The organism is Nodosilinea sp. LEGE 07298, assembly GCF_015207265.1.
GTDB lineage: Bacteria > Cyanobacteriota > Cyanobacteriia > Phormidesmidales > Phormidesmidaceae > Nodosilinea.
In genome coordinates, this window is record NZ_JADEXE010000046.1 from 1 (window position 1) to 17,297 (window position 17,297).

The following is a 17,297-nucleotide window of genomic DNA, read 5'->3' on the forward strand; positions in this document are numbered from 1 at the left end:
CCCCGCACCCTGGCCACTAAAGCCCAAGACCCCTTCGAAGCGTTTGGCTACGACCCTGAGGCGATCGCGGCCCACTACCGCCGCCGTCCGTTTAAGGTTTGGGCTCGGTTTGTCGGTATTTTCTTGCCGATCATTAGCTTTTTTGTCAAGATTTGGCTCGATCGCCGCGCGGGCCGCAGCGTTCAAAATGAAACCCTGCGCGCGGTTCAGCTTAGAGAAATGCTGACCAACCTCGGCCCTGCCTACATTAAAATTGGTCAGGCCCTCTCCACCCGGCCCGACCTGGTGCCGCCTATTTTTCTCGAAGAGCTAACCGCCCTTCAAGATCAAATTCCGCCCTTCCCCAACGAAATTGCCTACCGCTTTATTGAAGAAGAACTGGGTGCGCCCCCGAGCCAAATCTACGCCGAAATTTCGGTAAGCCCCGTGGCTGCCGCCTCCCTGGGGCAGGTCTACAAGGGCAAACTGCACAGCGGCGAAGACGTTGCCATCAAGGTGCAGCGCCCCGGCCTGGCCCAGCGCATTGCCCTCGATCTTCACATTTTGCGAGGGCTGGCTCGCTTTGCCACCAATCGCATTAGTCAAATTCGCAGCGACCTGGTGGCGATTCTAGACGAGTTTGGCGAGCGCATCTTTGAGGAGATGGACTACACCCACGAAGGTGAAAATGCCCAGCGCTTCGCCAAGCTCTACAACCACATTCCCGACATCTATGTACCCCACATTCACCCCGAGTACACGGCCCGCCGAGTGCTGACCATGGAGTGGATTGAAGGCACCAAGCTAACCAACATCGACAAACTCGATCGCCTGGGCATTGATGCCAGCCACCTGATCGATGTCGGCGTGCAGTGCTCGCTGCGGCAGCTGCTGGAGCATGGCTTCTTCCACGCCGACCCCCACCCCGGCAACCTGCTAGCGATGGCCGACGGCAAGCTGGCCTACCTCGACTTTGGCATGATGAGCGAGGTTAAACCCTACCAGCGCTACGGCCTAATCGAGGCGGTGGTGCACATGGTCAACCGTGACTTTGAGGGGCTGGCCAATGACTACGTCAAGCTGGAGTTTCTCACCCCCGACACCGACCTCAGCCCGATTATTCCGGCCCTGGCCAATGTGTTTAGCAATGCGTTGGGGGCAAGCGTCGCCGAGCTCAACTTTAAGAGCATCACCGACGAATTTTCGGCCCTTATGTACGAGTACCCGTTTCGGGTGCCCGCCTACTACGCGCTGATCATTCGATCGCTGGTGACGCTGGAGGGTATCGCCATCAATGTCGACCCCGAGTTTAAGGTGCTGAGCAAGGCCTACCCTTACGTGGCCAAGCGGCTGCTCACCGACCCCTCCCCCGAGCTGCGCGCCTCGCTGCAAGACCTATTGTTTAAAGATGGCAGCTTTCGCTGGAATCGGCTGGAGAACCTGCTGCGCAACGCTAGCGCCAGCGATGAGTACGACATGGATCGGCTGATTGACCAAACCCTGGAGTTTTTGTTCTCAGACCGGGGCTCGTTTTTGCGCGATCGCATTGTCTCTGAGCTAGTCAACGGCCTCGACAGCTTTGGCCAAAACACCGTGCAAAACCTGACAACCGCCCTACAGCGTCGCCTGGGCCTTAAGAAAGAACCGACAGTGGCGGTTCCCGCTGGCTCCAGCGACCTCGACCATCTGCGCCGCATTTTAGAGATTCTAAAAGACACTCCCGGCTTTGATGCCGCTCAGGTAGCGACCCGCATTCCCACCCTGCTGTTCAAACCTGAGACCCAGGCGATGGGGCAGCAGGTAGTGGCGGGGCTGGCTCAGCGAGGGCTGGCTCGCCTGATTCGCAACTTGCTGCTAGAAGGAGAGCCCAGCGCCACCCCGCCGCCGCTTACTCCTTCCCAGGTGGGGAGCTAGGGTCGCCTCACATGGCACATAGGCCTCGACAACATAGTGAGGCAGAACGGTAAACATAGTGAGGCAGAACGGTAAACATCGCCGTCTGAAAAACGCTACCCCTCTTTTCTATCGGTCAGGTAGAGCGTTAGCGCCACCCCGCAAATGATTCCGCCATCAATGCAAGTAGCAAAAAGTATCCATTAAGAGTCGAGTGCCGAATCGTAAAATTTATGCTCAACCATTTTGATGAGCATCCCCATTCAACCAAAATCATCTTTCTATCAATGTTGCCCCCGACTGCCCAGACGAGGGCGCTTGGGCTTTGGGACGGGGGACTCTAGCCCCAGATAGCTCGATAGCCAAAACACGCAGAGGTAAAACGGCCCCGTATCGAGCAGGGCTGCGACCAGTTTAAACACGTAGCCATAGCCAATAAAGCGAATCAGCTGAGGCCACAGTTCTTGACCCGCTTCGATGGGCAGCGCTCCGGCCAAAAAGTGGGTAATCAGCACGACGGCGGTGGTATCAACCAGCTGGCTAATTAAGGTAGAGCCGTTGTTGCGCAGCCACAGGTGCTTGCCGTTGGTTAACTCTTTCCAAAAATGAAACAGGTAGACATCGACAAACTGAGCCGCCATATAGGCCATCATTGAGGCAGCTACGGCCCCAAAGGTGAGGTTGCGAATTTCAAAAAATACCGGCAGTCGTCCGGCAGCGTCTCGCGCAATTTCGCCTGTGGCGGGGTCGAGGGTTTCAAACCCCGGCAGCAGACCGCCCACCCAAACGATAAAGAGCACCCAGACGTTGAGCAGTAGCCCTACCCATACGACCTGGTTGGCTTTCTGCTTACCGTAAAGTTCTGAGATTAAGTCAGTGCAGAGAAAAGTCAACGGATAGGGCAGCACCCCAACCGCTACCGTGACGGCAAAATCGCCCCAGGTAAACACATTAACAAATCGGCTAATGCTAAGAATGTTGAGCATGCCCAGGGTGCCAAGGAATAGCCCTGACAGCACCAAAAACACTACTTCGCGCCGATTTTGCAAATATTCTGGCACCGGACCATAGGCCGCCGCCGTCGCTAAAGGCTCTGCTTTCATCGATAGAATTTCTCTCTACGGAAAGATTGACCAAACTACCCCAGCTTATATCAACTGAATTTATAGCTGACCGTTAGCCCAGAAATTCTTCCACCTGCAATCGACTGCCGTTGACGAAATCGGCCCCGGCTTGGGCCTGCTTGCCGCTGGGCTTAACCTGGCGCAGCAGCAGCAGCCCGTCGCCGGTCTGCACCACGGGGCCTTGGCCCTTGAGCAAGCCAACAATGGTACCAGGAGGCGAATGTCGCTGGATGGCTTCGGCGGCGATGGTCTCTACGGCATCTCGCAGGGCCGTTAATTCTGAGGGCAGTTCGGCCCAGTAGGGTTCACCCAGGGGGGCAGTGGCCATCACCTTGAGCGGTTGCCCCCGAAAGGTCGCAACGCAGTTGGGGTAAAAGCCACGCACCTGGTTGTGAAGCGCGATCGCCGCCTTGCCCCAGTCCAGTTGATAATCTTCTTTTTGAATTAGCGGTGCGTAAGTGGCGAGGGTGTCATCCTGCGGTGATGGGCTGAGCGTACCGGCCTGCAAGCCTTGTAAGGTTTCGACTAGCAAGTCGGCGCACTGCTGCGCCAGGGCAGCCGCCACCTCTCCGGCGGTATCGAGCAGGCCAATGGGCAGGTGCGACTTGAGCAGCATATCGCCGGTATCCATGCCCAGGTTCATCTGCATGGTGGTCATGCCGGTGACGCGATCGCCATTGACAATGCACCACTGAATGGGGGCCGCCCCCCGGTAGGCAGGCAGCAGCGACCCGTGGCCGTTGATGCTGCCCAGCCGGGGCATATCGAGAATGCGCGCAGACAGCAGCTGCCCGTAGGCCACCACTACAAAGACATCGGCCTGGGTGGCCTCTAGCGCAGTGAGAGTAGCCTCGTCTTTTTTGATGCGGGCGGGTTGTAGAACTGGGCACGCTGCTCGCACAGCCGCCTGTTTCACCGGTGATGCGTCGACTCGGTTGCCCCGGCCTCGGCGGCGATCGGGCTGGGTGACCACGGCGGCCACCTCAAACCCTGGCTCGGCCAGCAGCCGTTCTAGGCTGGGCACCGCAAACTGAGGCGTACCAAAAAACACAAGTCGCATAGGTTATCTACCCGGCACAATGCCAATTTCGACCCGCTGGTTGCGCTGCTGATCAGCGGCTGTATCGGTGACGAGGGGGCGACTGCTGCCGTAGCCTACGGCTACCCAGCGGCTGCCGCTGCCCTCTAGCTGTGGAGCCAGGTACTGCTGCACCGCCAAAGACTGTTGCAGGGCAAGTTGGCTAGCTGGCCCAGGCGCAGTGGTGCTGTCGGTGTGGCTGCCCACCAGCAGGGTGGCTGCGCCATAGCGACGTAGGTCGGGCGCAATGCTGTCGAGCAGCTGCTGGCCGGGGGAGGTGAGAATGGGGCTGCCGGGCTCAAACAGCAGGGCGCTGGGCAACACCACGCGATCGCGCACCAGCGGAAAGCGTGACTCTTGGTAAGGATTGAGGCCTACAGGCTCGGCGGTGGGCTGAGGCTCTGTCGGTGACTCTGTCGGTGGTTCGGCCGGTGGCTCGGCAGGGGCCGCAGGCGTTTCCGCCTCTGCTGCACCGGTACTGACTGCGTCATCAGCATCAAGACGCTGATCGAGGCGCTGCAAACGGTCTTCCACGCTGCCGGTAGAAGCAGGCAGGTCTAGATTGGTTTCTAGGGCTTCTAGGCGGTTGTTAAGGCTAGTCAAGTCTTGACGCAGGTTGGTAAGGTCTGCGGCGATGCGATCGCGATCGCTCTCGTTCAGGGGCCGTTCGGCTTCGGTAGCGCCTGTTCCAGGATCTTCACCTGGAGATTCTGGAGCCGCAGATCCCACTAGCGCTTCATCGGCTAGCCCCACGGCTCGATCGCCCCGCCACCACTGAGGCAGTTGCTGCAGCTTACGCACGGTTTGGCTGCTGTATCGCAGAGCCACCTCCGCCAGCGGTGGTTCTGGGTTACGGGCCGGCAAGACCTGGGCCACCAGCAGGCCGACAAGCCAGCCAACGCTAACTCCAGCTCCTAACATGATTAGGCTTATTACCAGTGTCCATAAGACACGTAGCCCAGATCCTAAGCCAGATCGAGGCTGGGGAGCCGGGGCAGCGGCAGCTGAAGAAACCGGTCCTGGAGAAACCGGGTCAGAACCTCCCGCCGACGGAGCTTGATTTGTGGTCGGGGGCGGCAGATCGGGAGAATCGGCCATGGCGTCATTAGGCTAGAAACATCGAGCTAGCGGCACTGAGTCAACCTGAGGATAGAGCTAGCCTCACTGGGGCCAACCATCCCACGGACTAACCTGTAACACACCGCCCTCAGTGAACACTACCTGAAAGTCGGCTTGATTGCGATCGCTGTCGGGAGCGGCACTGTCAGAAGCCGTAACTAGGCCGGGCAGAGGTGTTTCTGCGGCCAGCAAACCAGCGGCGGCGTTGAGCGGTTCGTAGCCCACCACGTCGCCCGTCTCGGCCAGACGCACCCGAAATTGTAGGTCTTCACTGGCCGACAGCGGCTCTAGCTCAGCCAAAATGTCGTCATAGAGGGCGCTGTTAAGGGCACGAATGCGATCGCCATCGGTGATTTTATTTTCTAGGGTAGATAGTTCAGCCGCTGCTGCCGCCGTTGTCTCAGCCGGGGCATCGACGGGCTCGACGACGACTTCGCCAGCAGGGGTAAAGGTGGCGATGAACTGGGCTACCTGCTCACGAACGGGCTCCGCTGCGTCTACCGGCACAAAGGTGAGCTGAGGTAGGGGCGTGTTATCGACCTCGGCCAGGGCCAGGTCATTTTCGTACTTGTAGCCCAAAATGTCGCCATCTTCTGAAACCACCATGCGATAGGCCAAATCGCCCCTGGGGCGAGGTGCGTCGGCCCAGGCTTCCTGCAGGCGGCGAGTCACATCCGACTGCAACAGGGCAATGGTAGCGGCGTCAGCAATGGCTGGGGCAGTCTTCAGGCGCTCTAGATCTGCTGCTGCTGTGGGGTCGGAGGATGGTTCAGTAGACGAGTTGTCTTGTTCAGTGGGTTGCTCACCAGCAGCGGGGTCTGGAGATGTCTCCAGCGGATTTGTACTCGACTCAGCCGGAGTGGCCGACTCAGACCCAGGGCGCGTCGGCTCAAACTCGGGTGGAGGCACAAAGAACAGGGCCAGCCCAGCGGCAGCCAGGACGGCTGCACCCAAAGCGGCAGGGGCGGCTCGTTGCACCACGGGTTCTGTGGGTTGCACCAACCGTCGCGATACGGCTTGAAACTGGGCCGTCAGATCAGGCAGGGTTTGGGTATCGGCCAGAAGCTGATCGACGGCTTCCATCAGGTCGTAAAACTGGACCGTGGTGAGTTTGACATCGAGGGGCGGCTGAACATTGGTGTCACTCAGGGGTTCGCGCAGGGGCTGCTGGTGCACAATCAGATGGTGGTAAGCCCCCTCGCCCGGCTTGATTTCTACAATGGGAGGAGCCGTTCCCAGGTGTGGGGAAGACACGCCGCTGAGCAGCTGCTGGGCGTAGCGGCTCACAGCAGCCACTAGACTGTCTAAAAACTCACGCCCCCCAGTAAGCGTGGCGTCGGTTGCGCCGGGTAGATGGCACTCGGCATTCATCAGCACCGCCAGAGGTGAAAGCGGGTCATTGGCGTCGGCGCTCAGCCCCTCTAAAACCAGATTGCAGTGGGGCAGGGTGTATTGCCGTTGAACGGTCATGATACTTCTCCGTCAAACAGGCTACTCCAGAGACGCTGGGGACCAAGCACCCCAGCGCACAGCAGCAGTTGTTGTAAAAGCTGAATAGCCAACTCGTCGAGCTTTTCGTCGGTGCTGTAGGCAATCACCCCGGCGCGGCGGGGGTTCATACGAGCCCGAAAGTGGCTGCGAAAGCGACTTAGATAGTCGGCCAGGCGAAAGTGATGCTCGGGCGAAAGCTGCTTGTCAGCCAGCTGTTGATAACCCACCAACAGCTGCCGCACCAGCACTGTTAACCGTCGGGCCAGGGTGCAAATGATAATCACTAAGGCCTTAGCCTCTTCGACTTGTAAGGGACGGCGCTGACTGTAGCGGCGCATGGGGTTTGTGCCCCGCAGCAGCCACAGGTGCACCCGCCCCTTCACCAGCCCCTCCAGGGCTAGCTCACGAGAAATTGCTAGCATGGCCTCGCCGCCGCTTAGATCAAGGGCCTCGATCGCCAGCAGCAGCAGATCGAGCTGAATACGCGCCCGGCGTGGGCACTCATCGTTGGACAGCCCCGGGTTATCGAGGGTGTCGAGCACCAGAGGGGGCTGAGGAGCGGGCGGGCTATTGACTGGCATTCAGCTTTGAGGTTAATACGAACAGCATTCTATCAAAACACAGTTAGGCCCCGTCCGTCTGGAGAGATTGCCGAACCCTAACCCGCGTAGTCGGTGTTCATGGTTGTTCAGCCATCGGGACGAGAGATCGGGACGGAAATCACCGACATGCTAACAAAGGCTCGCCCTTTTCCCACCAAACAGTCTCTAACGGCGGCTCTAGAGGAGCGACAAAGCCATTGACTATCGGCATAGTTTCCGTGATCGCATCCGCAACCGACTCACTACCCATCACTGACTAGCTCTAATTTGTATCCGCCAGCTTGGTCATGCCCTTCACAAACCATTTGCCATCCTGGCGCACGAGGTCGTACTGCATTCTCAGGGTGTCGTCGTAGGCAGCACCGACATTTTCAACGCCATACTCAAACAGTCGGGCCTTTTCAGACACTACGGCCACCGCCTGGAGCTGATCGACGGTAGGGTCATCGGGGCTGACCGACTCTACCTCAACGTTGTGCTCGTACTCCCAGTACCAGCTTTCTTGGGCGGCGGCATTGGCCCGGCGGGTCCACTGGGTGAGCACCGGCTCTAACAGAATGTCGTCAAGGCGATCGCCCTGGTAGTTTTCGCCCAGCGCTCCGCGCTTGACCTCCAGCCATTCGTTAATCACCCGGCTGGCCATATCGTTAACGCCGATTTCGGTCGGAGCCGGAGGCGCTTCCGGAATGTCAAAGGCGGGCTCGTCAACGCTAATGGCCAGGGGCTGGCCCGAGATTCTAGGCCCGCTAAAGGCCGACGTAACCCAGCTCAGCGCTCGCATGGTGCCAAAGCCTAAGATACTAACGCCTACAATGCCTGCGGCTCCGACCAGGGCCAGTCGCCCCCAGTGTGGGGCAGCACGGCGATCGCGCGGGTTAGGGGCCACTATGTCGGGAAAGGCTTGTTGGCCGGGGGGTAGGGCCGCATCGGCTGCAGCGATCGCCGCAGCGCGCTTGTCCCGTTTTCCCCGAGGGGGCGGGTCCGAGCTAGGGCTCTGGGCTTTGCGATCGCCCGATGCCGTCATTTTCCCCTCTGGCGAAAGCTGAGCTACCCGCTCGGCCACCGAGAGATCGTCCTGCTCATCATCGCGAAAATCAAAGCCTGCGGCACTGGGGCCAGCCGGCTCACCAATGGGATCAACCGCCTTGGCCCAGGGCTCAGGTTGGCTAGGGCGGCTATTGCCGTTACGGGCTGGGGTGCCGTTGCGGGCTGGAGTAGGGGTTGAGTAGGGGTCGCTGCCGTTGCTGCCGTAGCCTCGATCGGTTCGTGCCGCTGGGGGAGCACCGCGACGGGTCGAGGGCACAGACATTGAGGGAGCCCCGATGGGCAGCGATCCCTCAATGGTCGGAAACTGGGTTGTAGAAAACTGAGCCGCAGCCCCCTGGGCCGAGGCTGAGGCCGGAAACTGAGTTGATGATCCCGGAGCGCCAGCCTGGGACCAGCGGGGCTCGGTAGCACCGGGGCTAGAGGGCATCGTTTCTAAGTAGGCCTGCACTTGGGCATCGGCGAAATAGTCTTTGAGGGTAGCCTCCTGGTCTTTGAAGTCGCGAAAATGGGGAAACAGCTCGTCTTTGAGCCAGCGCTCGGCGTAGAGGCACAGCCCCGGCAGCAGGTCGGGCGACTGGCGGGAGTGTTCACGAATGTAGGCCAGCGGCTCATACTCCTGGCTCAGTTCTAAAGCGCGGTTGGCCTCTTCGGTTTGACCCAGCAGCAGGGCGCACACGGCCTGCTCTAAATGGACGTCTTGCTGACCGCCCAGGCGCAGCAACAGCTGTTTGGCCCGGCGCACCAGGGCGGGCTGATGGCGGGCAAACCCTCGAGCTAGCAGAGCGTACACCGTTAGGTAGGTGGCCACGGGGGACGGGCGACGGGCCTCGTGCTCAAATAATTCCTGCTGTTCGGAGGCGGTGAGGTAGTCGCGCAGTTGCTGAATAAACCGCAGAAAATCGTCGATCGCCAGTCCTGAGAGATCGTCTTCGCTGCCCTCAATGCCGCCCCGGTCCTCGAGCATGGCCTTAAGCAACTTGAGCCCCTGACGGCGCTCGCGGGTTTGGTCAAGGGGACGGGCCAGCAGCTCTAGAATACGGTAGGGCCGCAGCTTGTACAGCTCGGTCTGAATCTCGGCCCGAATGACCGGAAAGTGGTTGCCTCGGGCGAGGAGTTCGTGGCCCGTTTGCAGCGATTCAGCGGCAATTTCGTACTGGCGCTGCTGCCACTGCTCACGGCCCAGTTCTAGGCAAGCCAGGGCTAGGGTGAGCACAACGTCGTCTTGGGCAGGGGCGGGGCTGGCCATGCCGCCGTTGGCGTAGGGGTTGCTGAGCTGAGGCTGGCCCAGCTGCAATACCTGCTCGTATTCTCCCAGCTCTAGCAGCAGCAGCAGCGCCCCCACCAGCTGGTCAGACTCAATTTCAATTTTAGAGCTTTGGGCCTCGCTGCCGCCGGGTTCGGTCGCCAGTGACCTGAGCGCCGCTTCGCCCGCGTCGGCGCTTACCTCTAAGCCCGGAATCCGAGTATCGGGCAGGGGATCTGGCCCCATATCGACGGTGTAGGCATTGGCCAAAAACTTGCTGTCGTAGCCGCGGCGGCGATCGCGGTCAGACAGTACAGCATAAGCTTCGTCAATGAGCTGCTTACGAGCCTCAATGGCAGCAGCCGAAAATTCGCGTCGGGGTAGCTGCAGGCCGCGATCGCGATGGGCCTGGGCCAGCTGGTCGGCGGTCGCCTGAATGGGTAACCCCAGAATTCGGTAGTAGTCTAACGGAATTTGCACAGCTCACGTCCCCAACAGCGAATTCACTCGAAATAGTATCCAAAAAGATTTGTTGCGGACTGCTCAACCCGCTGAATTTTTAACCGCCACTGGAGGCCAAAATTCATATCTCTAACTCTGGTTAGCCAACTTTTGCCACTGATTCTGCCCCGGTTCTGTCACGTTGCCCTGCTCATTGTCTCTACATTAAGGCCCTGCTCGCGCTCATTCCTGTCGCCCCTATTGCCATCGTCGATGAGAAGGCTGGGAAATTAGCTACACCCTATCGCGTTTGCCCTGAAACCAGACCAAAAGTGAAGTTTATAACACATGCCTGCCCCCGTCGTCAGAGGTGCCATTATCCTCGGCCCGTCCGGAGCCTGAAACGGCAGACGAAATTTATGCCCTCTACTTATCTCACTACTAAACCAAATCTACGTCCAGAAGAGGCGTTGCCGGTGGGAAAACTATAGATCAGAAGATCAGATCCCGCGCTAGTTCAGTGCTGGACTTGGCTTACACCTGGCTAGCAGCCATCTTTTCAATCAACAGGCAGCTCCTTGCCCTAGAGAAGAGAGTGAAGCTTAAATAAAGATTCTCAGTTTCTGCTCTGGCCAGGTAAGTCAGCGACGGTAGTAGTTGTGACTATGGTGCCAGATTCGGATCGGCTAAAGCCAAAGCCAGATTCGGTCATTCAAGCGGGCCGCAGCATCGAACACCGTTACCGGGCGACCCACTCGGTATGATGAAGAGCGTATCTTGGCTAGGCCTCTGCCCAGGGTGGATACTTTTCGGTATAGTCAAATGTTGGACATCGCGGCGTAGGACCCAGCAAAATCCATGGTTCAAGAACGGACGTTACCCCAATTTCAGGCTCCCCCGGCCCAAATCTCCTCAGAGGAAGGGCTGGTGCTCTACGAAGACATGATCCTGGGGCGCTTCTTTGAAGATAAGTGCGCCGAGATGTACTATCGGGGCAAAATGTTCGGTTTTGTGCACCTCTACAACGGCCAGGAGGCTGTCTCCAGCGGCGTGATTAAATCGCTGCGCTCCGATGACTACGTGTGCAGCACCTATCGCGACCACGTCCACGCCCTCAGTGCCGGGGTACCCGCCAAAAACGTGATGGCCGAGCTGTTTGGCAAAGAGACCGGCTGTAGCAAAGGTCGGGGCGGCTCCATGCACCTGTTTTCGAGCGAGCACAACATGCTGGGGGGTTTCGCGTTTATTGGGGAAGGCATTCCCGTCGCCCTGGGGGCTGCCTTTCAGTCGCGCTACCGCCGCGATGCTCTGGGCGACGCCAGCGCCGACCAGGTAACGGCCTGCTTCTTTGGCGATGGCACCACCAACAACGGCCAGTTTTTTGAATGTCTAAACATGGCTGCTCTGTGGAAGCTGCCGATCTTATTTGTGGTGGAAAACAACAAGTGGGCGATCGGCATGGCCCACGAGCGGGCCACCTCCCAGCCCGAAATTTACAAGAAAGCTGCGGTATTTGGTATGCCCGGTATTGAGGTTGACGGTATGGACGTAATGGCCGTACGGGCCGTCGCCCAGGAGGCCGTTGCTCGGGCTCGGGCTGGCGAAGGCCCGACGCTGATCGAAGCCCTCACCTATCGCTTCCGAGGCCACTCGCTGGCCGACCCTGACGAGCTGCGATCGAAGGCCGAGAAAGAGGCCTGGCTGGCCCGCGATCCGATCAAGCGATTCGAAGCCTACCTGGTTGAGCACAACCTAGCTGAGGAAGGGACGCTCAAGGAAGTGCGCGATCGCATTCAAACCCGCATCGACGACGCCCTCACCTTTGCCGAAGATAGCCCCGAACCCAGCCCCGAAGACCTCTACAAGTACATCTTTGCTGAGAGTTGATCGGCCCAGAATCGGGCTAATCCCCTGAAAACCAGCGTATCCAGTGGTGGGCATGTCCACCGACTCCTGGAAACGGTGCATTGCGGTTTGGCATTAACTTGAGCGCTGCCCAGGGTGTCCGACCGCGAATGCGCCTTAGCCCATCCACTCATCCACTTACTCACTCGTCCACTCATCCACCCACACCCAACCATGGCAGAAACCCTCCTATTTAACGCCCTCCGTGAGGCCATCGATGAAGAGATGGGCCGCGACGACACCGTCTTTGTGCTGGGCGAAGATGTTGGCGTCTACGGCGGTTCCTACAAGGTCACTAAAGACCTCTATGAAAAGTACGGCGAGCTGCGCGTGCTCGACACCCCGATCGCCGAAAACAGCTTCACCGGTATGGCTGTAGGAGCAGCGATGACTGGCCTGCGCCCGATCATTGAGGGCATGAACATGGGCTTTTTGCTGCTGGCCTTCAACCAAATTGCCAATAATGCCGGCATGCTGCGCTACACCTCCGGCGGCAACTACAAAATTCCGATGGTGATTCGGGGACCAGGGGGCGTGGGTCGGCAGCTAGGGGCCGAGCACTCCCAGCGGCTCGAAGCTTACTTTCAGGCAGTGCCGGGGCTAAAGATCGTCGCTTGCTCTACTCCCTATAATGCCAAGGGCCTGCTCAAGGCCGCCATTCGCGACGACAACCCGGTGCTGTTTTTTGAGCACGTACTGCTCTACAACCTCAAAGAAGATCTGCCCAACCACGAGTACGTTGTCCCCCTAGACAAGGCAGAAGTGGTGCGCTCTGGCAAAGATGTCACCATCCTTACCTACTCCCGCATGCGACACCATGTAACCCAGGCGGTGAAGGGATTAGAGAAAAAGGGCATCGATCCCGAGGTAATTGACCTGATTTCCCTCAAACCGCTCGACTTTGACACCATTGGCGCGTCGATTAAAAAGACTCACCGCGTCATCATTGTTGAAGAGTGCATGAAGACCGGCGGCATTGGCGCTGAAATTATCGCTTCTATTAACGATCGCTACTTTGACGAACTCGATGCTCCGGTGGTGCGGCTGTCGTCTCAAGACATACCCACCCCCTACAACGGTAAGCTAGAAACACTGACCATTGTGCAGCCCAAGCAGATTGAGGCCGCCGTCGAAAATATGGTCGCCCTCAAGGTCTAGAGGTAGTCCTCAAACCTGCCCCAAACCTTGTAGGGTGGGCACTGCCCACCACCGTCCGTAGGGAAAAGCATCCCACTCCGTACCCACACCGCAGCACCTGCAATGGCAAAATATCGAGCTTGGCTAGGGGTTATTTTGGCGCTCACCATCGCCGCCGTAGTGATCATCACCCAAATTCCCACCCGTTTGGGGCTAGACCTGCGCGGCGGCTCTCAGCTTACGATTCAGGTGCAGCCCACCGAGGCAATCCCGACTATTACCGAACGGGAGATGGAGGCTGTGCAAACCGTGGTAGAAGGCCGTGTGAACGGGTTGGGCGTGTCGGAGGCGGTCGTGCAGCAGCTGGGCAACAACCAGCTGCTGGTGCAGCTGCCCGGCGTCAGCGACCCTGAGCAGGCCGAGCGGGTACTGGGCGGCACGGCTCAGCTTGAGTTTCGGGCTCAGCGGCCCGGTACCGATCAGCAGCTCGCGATCGAAAATCAGGTGCTACAGGCCCATCTGGGCGAGCTCGCTGCCCTCCAGGCCAGTCTGCCCGATGGTACCGCCATCGATGCTGAGACTCAGGCCCGCATCGAACGACTTCAGGCCGATATTAAAGCCAGCGAGACCGCCATTGCAGGCCTGTTTGAGCCCAGCACCCTGGGCGGCGACAAGTTGACCGATGCGATCGCCCGCCCCACTGGTGGCACCCTCTGGGAAGTGGTGATTCAGTTCAACAATGAGGGCGGCAACGAGTTTGCCGAGATCAGTAAGGCGATCGCGGGCACAGGCCGCACCATTGGCATTTTCCTCGACAATCGGTTGCTCAGCGCCCCCACCGTCAATGTGCAGTACGCCGAAACCGGGATTACCGGCGGTAGCGCAGTGATCTCCGGCAACTTCACCGCCGAATCGGCCCGCGATCTTGAAATTCAGCTGCGCGGTGGTGCCCTACCATTGCCGGTAGAAGTGGTCGAAAACCGCACCGTTGGCCCTACCCTGGGTCGCGACAGCATTCAGCGCAGCCTCTACGCCGGCCTGGCCGGTCTGGCTCTGGTGCTGGTGTTTATGGTGGTCTACTACCGTCTGCCCGGCGCACTGGCCGATTTAGCCCTGATTATTTACGCGCTGCTGACCTGGGCCGCCTTTAACCTGCTGGGGGTCACCCTGACTCTGCCAGGCATTGCCGGGTTCATTCTCAGCATTGGGATGGCGGTCGATGCCAACGTGCTGATCTTCGAGCGCACCCGAGAAGAGCTGAGGTCCAACAAAACCCTCTACCGCTCTGTCGAATCAGGGTTTTTCCGGGCCTTTTCGAGCATTCTAGATGGCAACGTTACCACCCTGATTTCCTGTCTGGCGCTGTTTTACTTTGGGGCTGGTCTGGTGAAAGGGTTTGCCCTTACCCTGGGCATTGGCGTGCTGATCAGCATGTTCACGGCGCTGACCTGTACCCGCACCCTGATGTTCTTAGCCATTAGCCTGCCCCAGTTTCGGCGGCCCAGTTTGTTTTGCCCCGGTCTAGACACTGTTCGCCCCAACCCCGTTCGCCCCTAGGAGTGCCCATGAAGCTCAACATTATTCAGCAGCGCGGTCTGTGGTGGGCCATCTCGGGGGCTTTGGTGCTAGCTAGTCTAGTGGCCATGGCAATTTCGTGGCAACAGTTTGGTGCGCCCCTCAAGCCGGGGCTTGACTTTGCTGGCGGTACCCGACTGCAGCTCACCCGCGCCTGCACGATAACCGATAACTGCGGTGAAGCCATTGACCTAGCCGGGGTCAGGCAGGTGCTGGGGCAGCAGGGGCTCGACTCTAGCAGCCTTCAAGTCTTAGGTGATGACCAGCAGGTGCTCTCCATTCGCACTCGCAACTTAGATGTCGACGAGCGCACCACCCTGCAAAGCGCCCTAGATGAAGCTATTGGCCCCTTTGACACCAGCTCTACCCAAATTGACTCGGTGGGGCCGGTGATTGGTCAACAGCTGCTGGTGTCGGGGCTGCTGGCCCTGCTGGTGTCTTTTGCGGGGATTGTGGCCTACCTCAGTCTGCGCTTTAAGCTCGATTATGCCGTGCTGGCGATTCTGGCTTTGGCCCACGATGTGGCTATTACGGCTGGAGTGTTTGCCATTTTGGGCCTGGTGCTGGGGGTCGAGGTCGATAGTCTGTTTATCGTGTCGCTGCTGACGATTGTGGGTTTCTCGGTCAACGACACAGTGGTCATTTACGATCGCGTCCGCGAAAACCTCAAGCTCAACCCCGGCAGTCACATCAACGATATTGTCGACAGCGCCGTTAACCAAACCCTGAGTCGCTCCATCAACACCTCGCTGACCACAGTCCTGCCGCTGGTGGCTATTTTTATCTTTGGTGGCCAAACCCTAAAGTACTTTGCCCTGGCGCTAATTATTGGCTTTTTGGCCGGGTCCTATTCCAGTATTTTTGTAGCCAGTTCGCTACTGGCTCTGTGGCGTGAACGCATTGGTCAAGCCTATAGCGGCGACCCCGATGAGGCTGCTCCCCAGCCCGAGACCCAGATCTAGACAGGGCTAAAGGACCTAGACATGGGCACCCCTAGCTATCCTGCGCCCCTAAAGCGACTGCGGGCGATCATGCTGCGCCGTTGGTGGATGGTGACTGGTTTGCTATGGCTGACGGTGGCCCCCCTGAGTCTATGGAGCCTGCAACCCGAAATAGATCAGCTACGGCAGTACTTTACTTGGGCGACGGTACGACTTGGCTTGGCCTACAACCGCCCTGCCGCCCTGGGGCTGGGGCTGTGCGTGGGGCTGACGGTAGCCCTATTGGTAGCCGAGAGCCGCTACATGCTGTGGGGTATGACCCATGACGAGCGGCTGCGGCTAGAGCGGCTGCGCGATCGCATTGCCGCCCAAGGGCCTTCGCACCCTCTCTGGAAGAAAATTAATCGTGACTAAGGTCGAGCCTTTTTAACGAACTCATTAAGAGCCAGTTCAGTGATTTCAGATAGAGTCTGACACGTTGCTGACTTTTGAAGAACTTTGTAAAGCCTTAGATGTTGTTCATACTTTTCTATAGGCAGGGCTAATCCTCCTTCTGCTCCTCTCCAGTTGTAGTTATCCAGCAAATATTTTCGCTTTCTAGGCTCCTTTAGATCTTCCTCATCAGATATTATTCTATACTTAATCCAGTCTTTAACAACAGTCTTCTCTTGATAAAATTTGCCGCCTAAAATCCACTCGTCATGAGTGATTGGATTCATTCTTGAATGAAAAATGAATCCTACATCAGTCACACGCTGACCAGAGAACCAAATCTTTGCTTTAACTCGCGAAATGACTTGTTTACTTCGAGATTTTTGAAAGGGGAGAAACAAATGCAAAAACGTCTTATCTTTTTCCTTGTTATATTTAAACTCAGCTATAGGCAGAGACTTTCCTCTGCTTAAAGCAACGCTGCCCTGTTTGCTGGCTTCCTGAATGCGATGGTCAAAACTTAATATTCTCGATCTTATTTCAAGTAAAGATGCCGCATCTTCATCGTTGCAAGATTCTAAAAGCTTGCTGAGCATTCTTGACAGTGGTGGACAGTCCTGGCATTTGCCTTCAGAAGCTTCTATCTGGCACTCTGAAATTCTTTTGCCATTTAGGTAGTTAAATAGTTGAAAATAAAATCTTCCCCTCAAGTCCTTGATTTCATAGCTCAAGAATCGAAAACTTAGCTGACTGTACTTTGCATCGATCAAGCTATTTCCATGAAAATCATTGCCAATAGCGATTAAGCAAATAGATTTTTCGTGGTCTACTAATTCCGCAAATGGTTTTTGAACTCTGACACTTTCGTGGTAGCGAGTGAGCTGGGAGACGATGCCGTCATCAATTCCCAGTTTGAGTTCAACAATTGACAGGGTCTTATCTTCACTTAGGCCAAGGATGTCAAACCTATTCCTATTGTCAGAGCAGTGTTGCCTAGCTAAGGGCTTAAGACACAGTAGTTGGGATAGATTTTTCCAAACAAATTCTTCTAGATCAGCCTCTGAAAGAAAATCCCACCTTTCTCCAATCTTCTTGATTTTTGCGGATTTCATTGAAGTTGATCTGGCTGAACTTTGTTATCTCTATTAGGTTGCCCTAGCACCTAGGTGACATTAGCGCCAAGATGTAATTTCATAGAACAAGGCGGCTAACCCCGATTCCCCAGTGGGAAACTGGGGTTGCTCTGTCCAGCTCAGGACTGGCCAGCCCTAAAAGTTCCCTTGTTCCATT

Annotated in this window: 13 protein-coding genes; 6 read left to right on the forward strand and 7 right to left on the reverse strand. The window is 57.6% G+C overall.

Features of this window, described 5'->3' with window-relative positions:
- A partial coding sequence (locus IQ273_RS08810; RefSeq protein WP_194022800.1) for an AarF/ABC1/UbiB kinase family protein occupies positions 1-1,893 on the forward strand: 1,893 nt, incomplete at its 5' end.
- 263 nt (positions 1,894-2,156) lie between these two features.
- Here IQ273_RS08810 and IQ273_RS08815 read toward each other — a convergent pair.
- The 6 genes from IQ273_RS08815 to IQ273_RS34700 all read right to left on the reverse strand — a co-directional run bounded on the left by IQ273_RS08815 (position 2,157) and on the right by IQ273_RS34700 (position 10,056).
- Positions 2,157-2,975, reverse strand: a complete 819-nt coding sequence (locus tag IQ273_RS08815) for a queuosine precursor transporter (protein ID WP_194022801.1) — start codon at positions 2,973-2,975, stop codon at positions 2,157-2,159.
- Positions 2,976-3,048: 73 nt separating this feature from the next.
- The gene (gene fmt / locus IQ273_RS08820) at positions 3,049-4,056 is read right to left on the reverse strand and encodes a methionyl-tRNA formyltransferase (protein ID WP_194022802.1); all 1,008 of its coding nucleotides are present in this window, start codon (positions 4,054-4,056) and stop codon (positions 3,049-3,051) included.
- 3 nt (positions 4,057-4,059) lie between these two features.
- Positions 4,060-4,995: an OmpA family protein gene (locus IQ273_RS08825; protein WP_194022803.1), complete on the reverse strand. Its 936-nt coding sequence runs from the start codon at positions 4,993-4,995 to the stop codon at positions 4,060-4,062.
- A gap of 240 nt (positions 4,996-5,235) precedes the next feature.
- On the reverse strand, positions 5,236-6,663 hold the full coding sequence (locus IQ273_RS08830; protein WP_194022804.1) for a DUF4335 domain-containing protein: 1,428 nt from the start codon (positions 6,661-6,663) through the stop codon (positions 5,236-5,238).
- Entirely contained in the window at positions 6,660-7,265 is a 606-nt protein-coding gene (locus tag IQ273_RS08835; RefSeq protein ID WP_194022805.1) for a DUF3038 domain-containing protein, read from the reverse strand. Before IQ273_RS08835 ends, IQ273_RS08830 begins: the two co-directional genes overlap by 4 nt.
- A 283-nt stretch (positions 7,266-7,548) precedes the next feature.
- Positions 7,549-10,056, reverse strand: a complete 2,508-nt coding sequence (locus IQ273_RS34700; RefSeq protein WP_194022806.1) for an IMS domain-containing protein — start codon at positions 10,054-10,056, stop codon at positions 7,549-7,551.
- Between the two features lie 819 nt (positions 10,057-10,875).
- On the opposite strand from IQ273_RS34700, the gene pdhA reads away from it, so the two are divergent.
- The 5 genes from pdhA to IQ273_RS08865 all read left to right on the forward strand — a co-directional run bounded on the left by pdhA (position 10,876) and on the right by IQ273_RS08865 (position 15,989).
- Entirely contained in the window at positions 10,876-11,904 is a 1,029-nt protein-coding gene (gene pdhA / locus IQ273_RS08845; protein WP_194022807.1) for a pyruvate dehydrogenase (acetyl-transferring) E1 component subunit alpha, read from the forward strand.
- Positions 11,905-12,096: 192 nt separating this feature from the next.
- Positions 12,097-13,080, forward strand: a complete 984-nt coding sequence (locus IQ273_RS08850; RefSeq protein ID WP_194022808.1) for an alpha-ketoacid dehydrogenase subunit beta — start codon at positions 12,097-12,099, stop codon at positions 13,078-13,080.
- A gap of 102 nt (positions 13,081-13,182) precedes the next feature.
- Complete coding sequence (gene secD / locus IQ273_RS08855; protein WP_194022809.1) at positions 13,183-14,616, forward strand: protein translocase subunit SecD; 1,434 nt, start codon at positions 13,183-13,185, stop codon at positions 14,614-14,616.
- A gap of 8 nt (positions 14,617-14,624) precedes the next feature.
- Positions 14,625-15,596, forward strand: coding sequence for a protein translocase subunit SecF (secF, locus tag IQ273_RS08860; RefSeq protein WP_194022810.1), 972 nt, complete (start codon positions 14,625-14,627; stop codon positions 15,594-15,596).
- 21 nt (positions 15,597-15,617) lie between these two features.
- On the forward strand, positions 15,618-15,989 hold the full coding sequence (locus IQ273_RS08865; RefSeq protein ID WP_194022811.1) for a hypothetical protein: 372 nt from the start codon (positions 15,618-15,620) through the stop codon (positions 15,987-15,989).
- On the opposite strand, the gene IQ273_RS08870 is transcribed toward IQ273_RS08865, so the two are convergent.
- Positions 15,986-17,119: a hypothetical protein gene (locus IQ273_RS08870; protein WP_194022812.1), complete on the reverse strand. Its 1,134-nt coding sequence runs from the start codon at positions 17,117-17,119 to the stop codon at positions 15,986-15,988. The two genes, IQ273_RS08865 and IQ273_RS08870, sit on opposite strands and share 4 nt — an antisense overlap.
- Positions 17,120-17,297 lie beyond the last annotated feature (178 nt).

Excerpts from the sequence above, each read along its gene's own strand:
- IQ273_RS08830 (WP_194022804.1), bottom strand. The coding sequence starts at position 6,663 with ATGACCGTTCAACGGCAATACACCCTGCCCCACTGCAATCTGGTTTTA.
- secD (WP_194022809.1), top strand. The coding sequence starts at position 13,183 with ATGGCAAAATATCGAGCTTGGCTAGGGGTTATTTTGGCGCTCACCATC.
- fmt (WP_194022802.1), bottom strand. The coding sequence starts at position 4,056 with ATGCGACTTGTGTTTTTTGGTACGCCTCAGTTTGCGGTGCCCAGCCTA.
- IQ273_RS08850 (WP_194022808.1), top strand. The coding sequence starts at position 12,097 with ATGGCAGAAACCCTCCTATTTAACGCCCTCCGTGAGGCCATCGATGAA.
- secF (WP_194022810.1), top strand. The coding sequence starts at position 14,625 with ATGAAGCTCAACATTATTCAGCAGCGCGGTCTGTGGTGGGCCATCTCG.
- IQ273_RS08865 (WP_194022811.1), top strand. The coding sequence starts at position 15,618 with ATGGGCACCCCTAGCTATCCTGCGCCCCTAAAGCGACTGCGGGCGATC.
- IQ273_RS08870 (WP_194022812.1), bottom strand. The coding sequence starts at position 17,119 with ATGAAATCCGCAAAAATCAAGAAGATTGGAGAAAGGTGGGATTTTCTT.
- IQ273_RS08815 (WP_194022801.1), bottom strand. The coding sequence starts at position 2,975 with ATGAAAGCAGAGCCTTTAGCGACGGCGGCGGCCTATGGTCCGGTGCCA.
- IQ273_RS08835 (WP_194022805.1), bottom strand. The coding sequence starts at position 7,265 with ATGCCAGTCAATAGCCCGCCCGCTCCTCAGCCCCCTCTGGTGCTCGAC.
- IQ273_RS08825 (WP_194022803.1), bottom strand. The coding sequence starts at position 4,995 with ATGTTAGGAGCTGGAGTTAGCGTTGGCTGGCTTGTCGGCCTGCTGGTG.
- pdhA (WP_194022807.1), top strand. The coding sequence starts at position 10,876 with ATGGTTCAAGAACGGACGTTACCCCAATTTCAGGCTCCCCCGGCCCAA.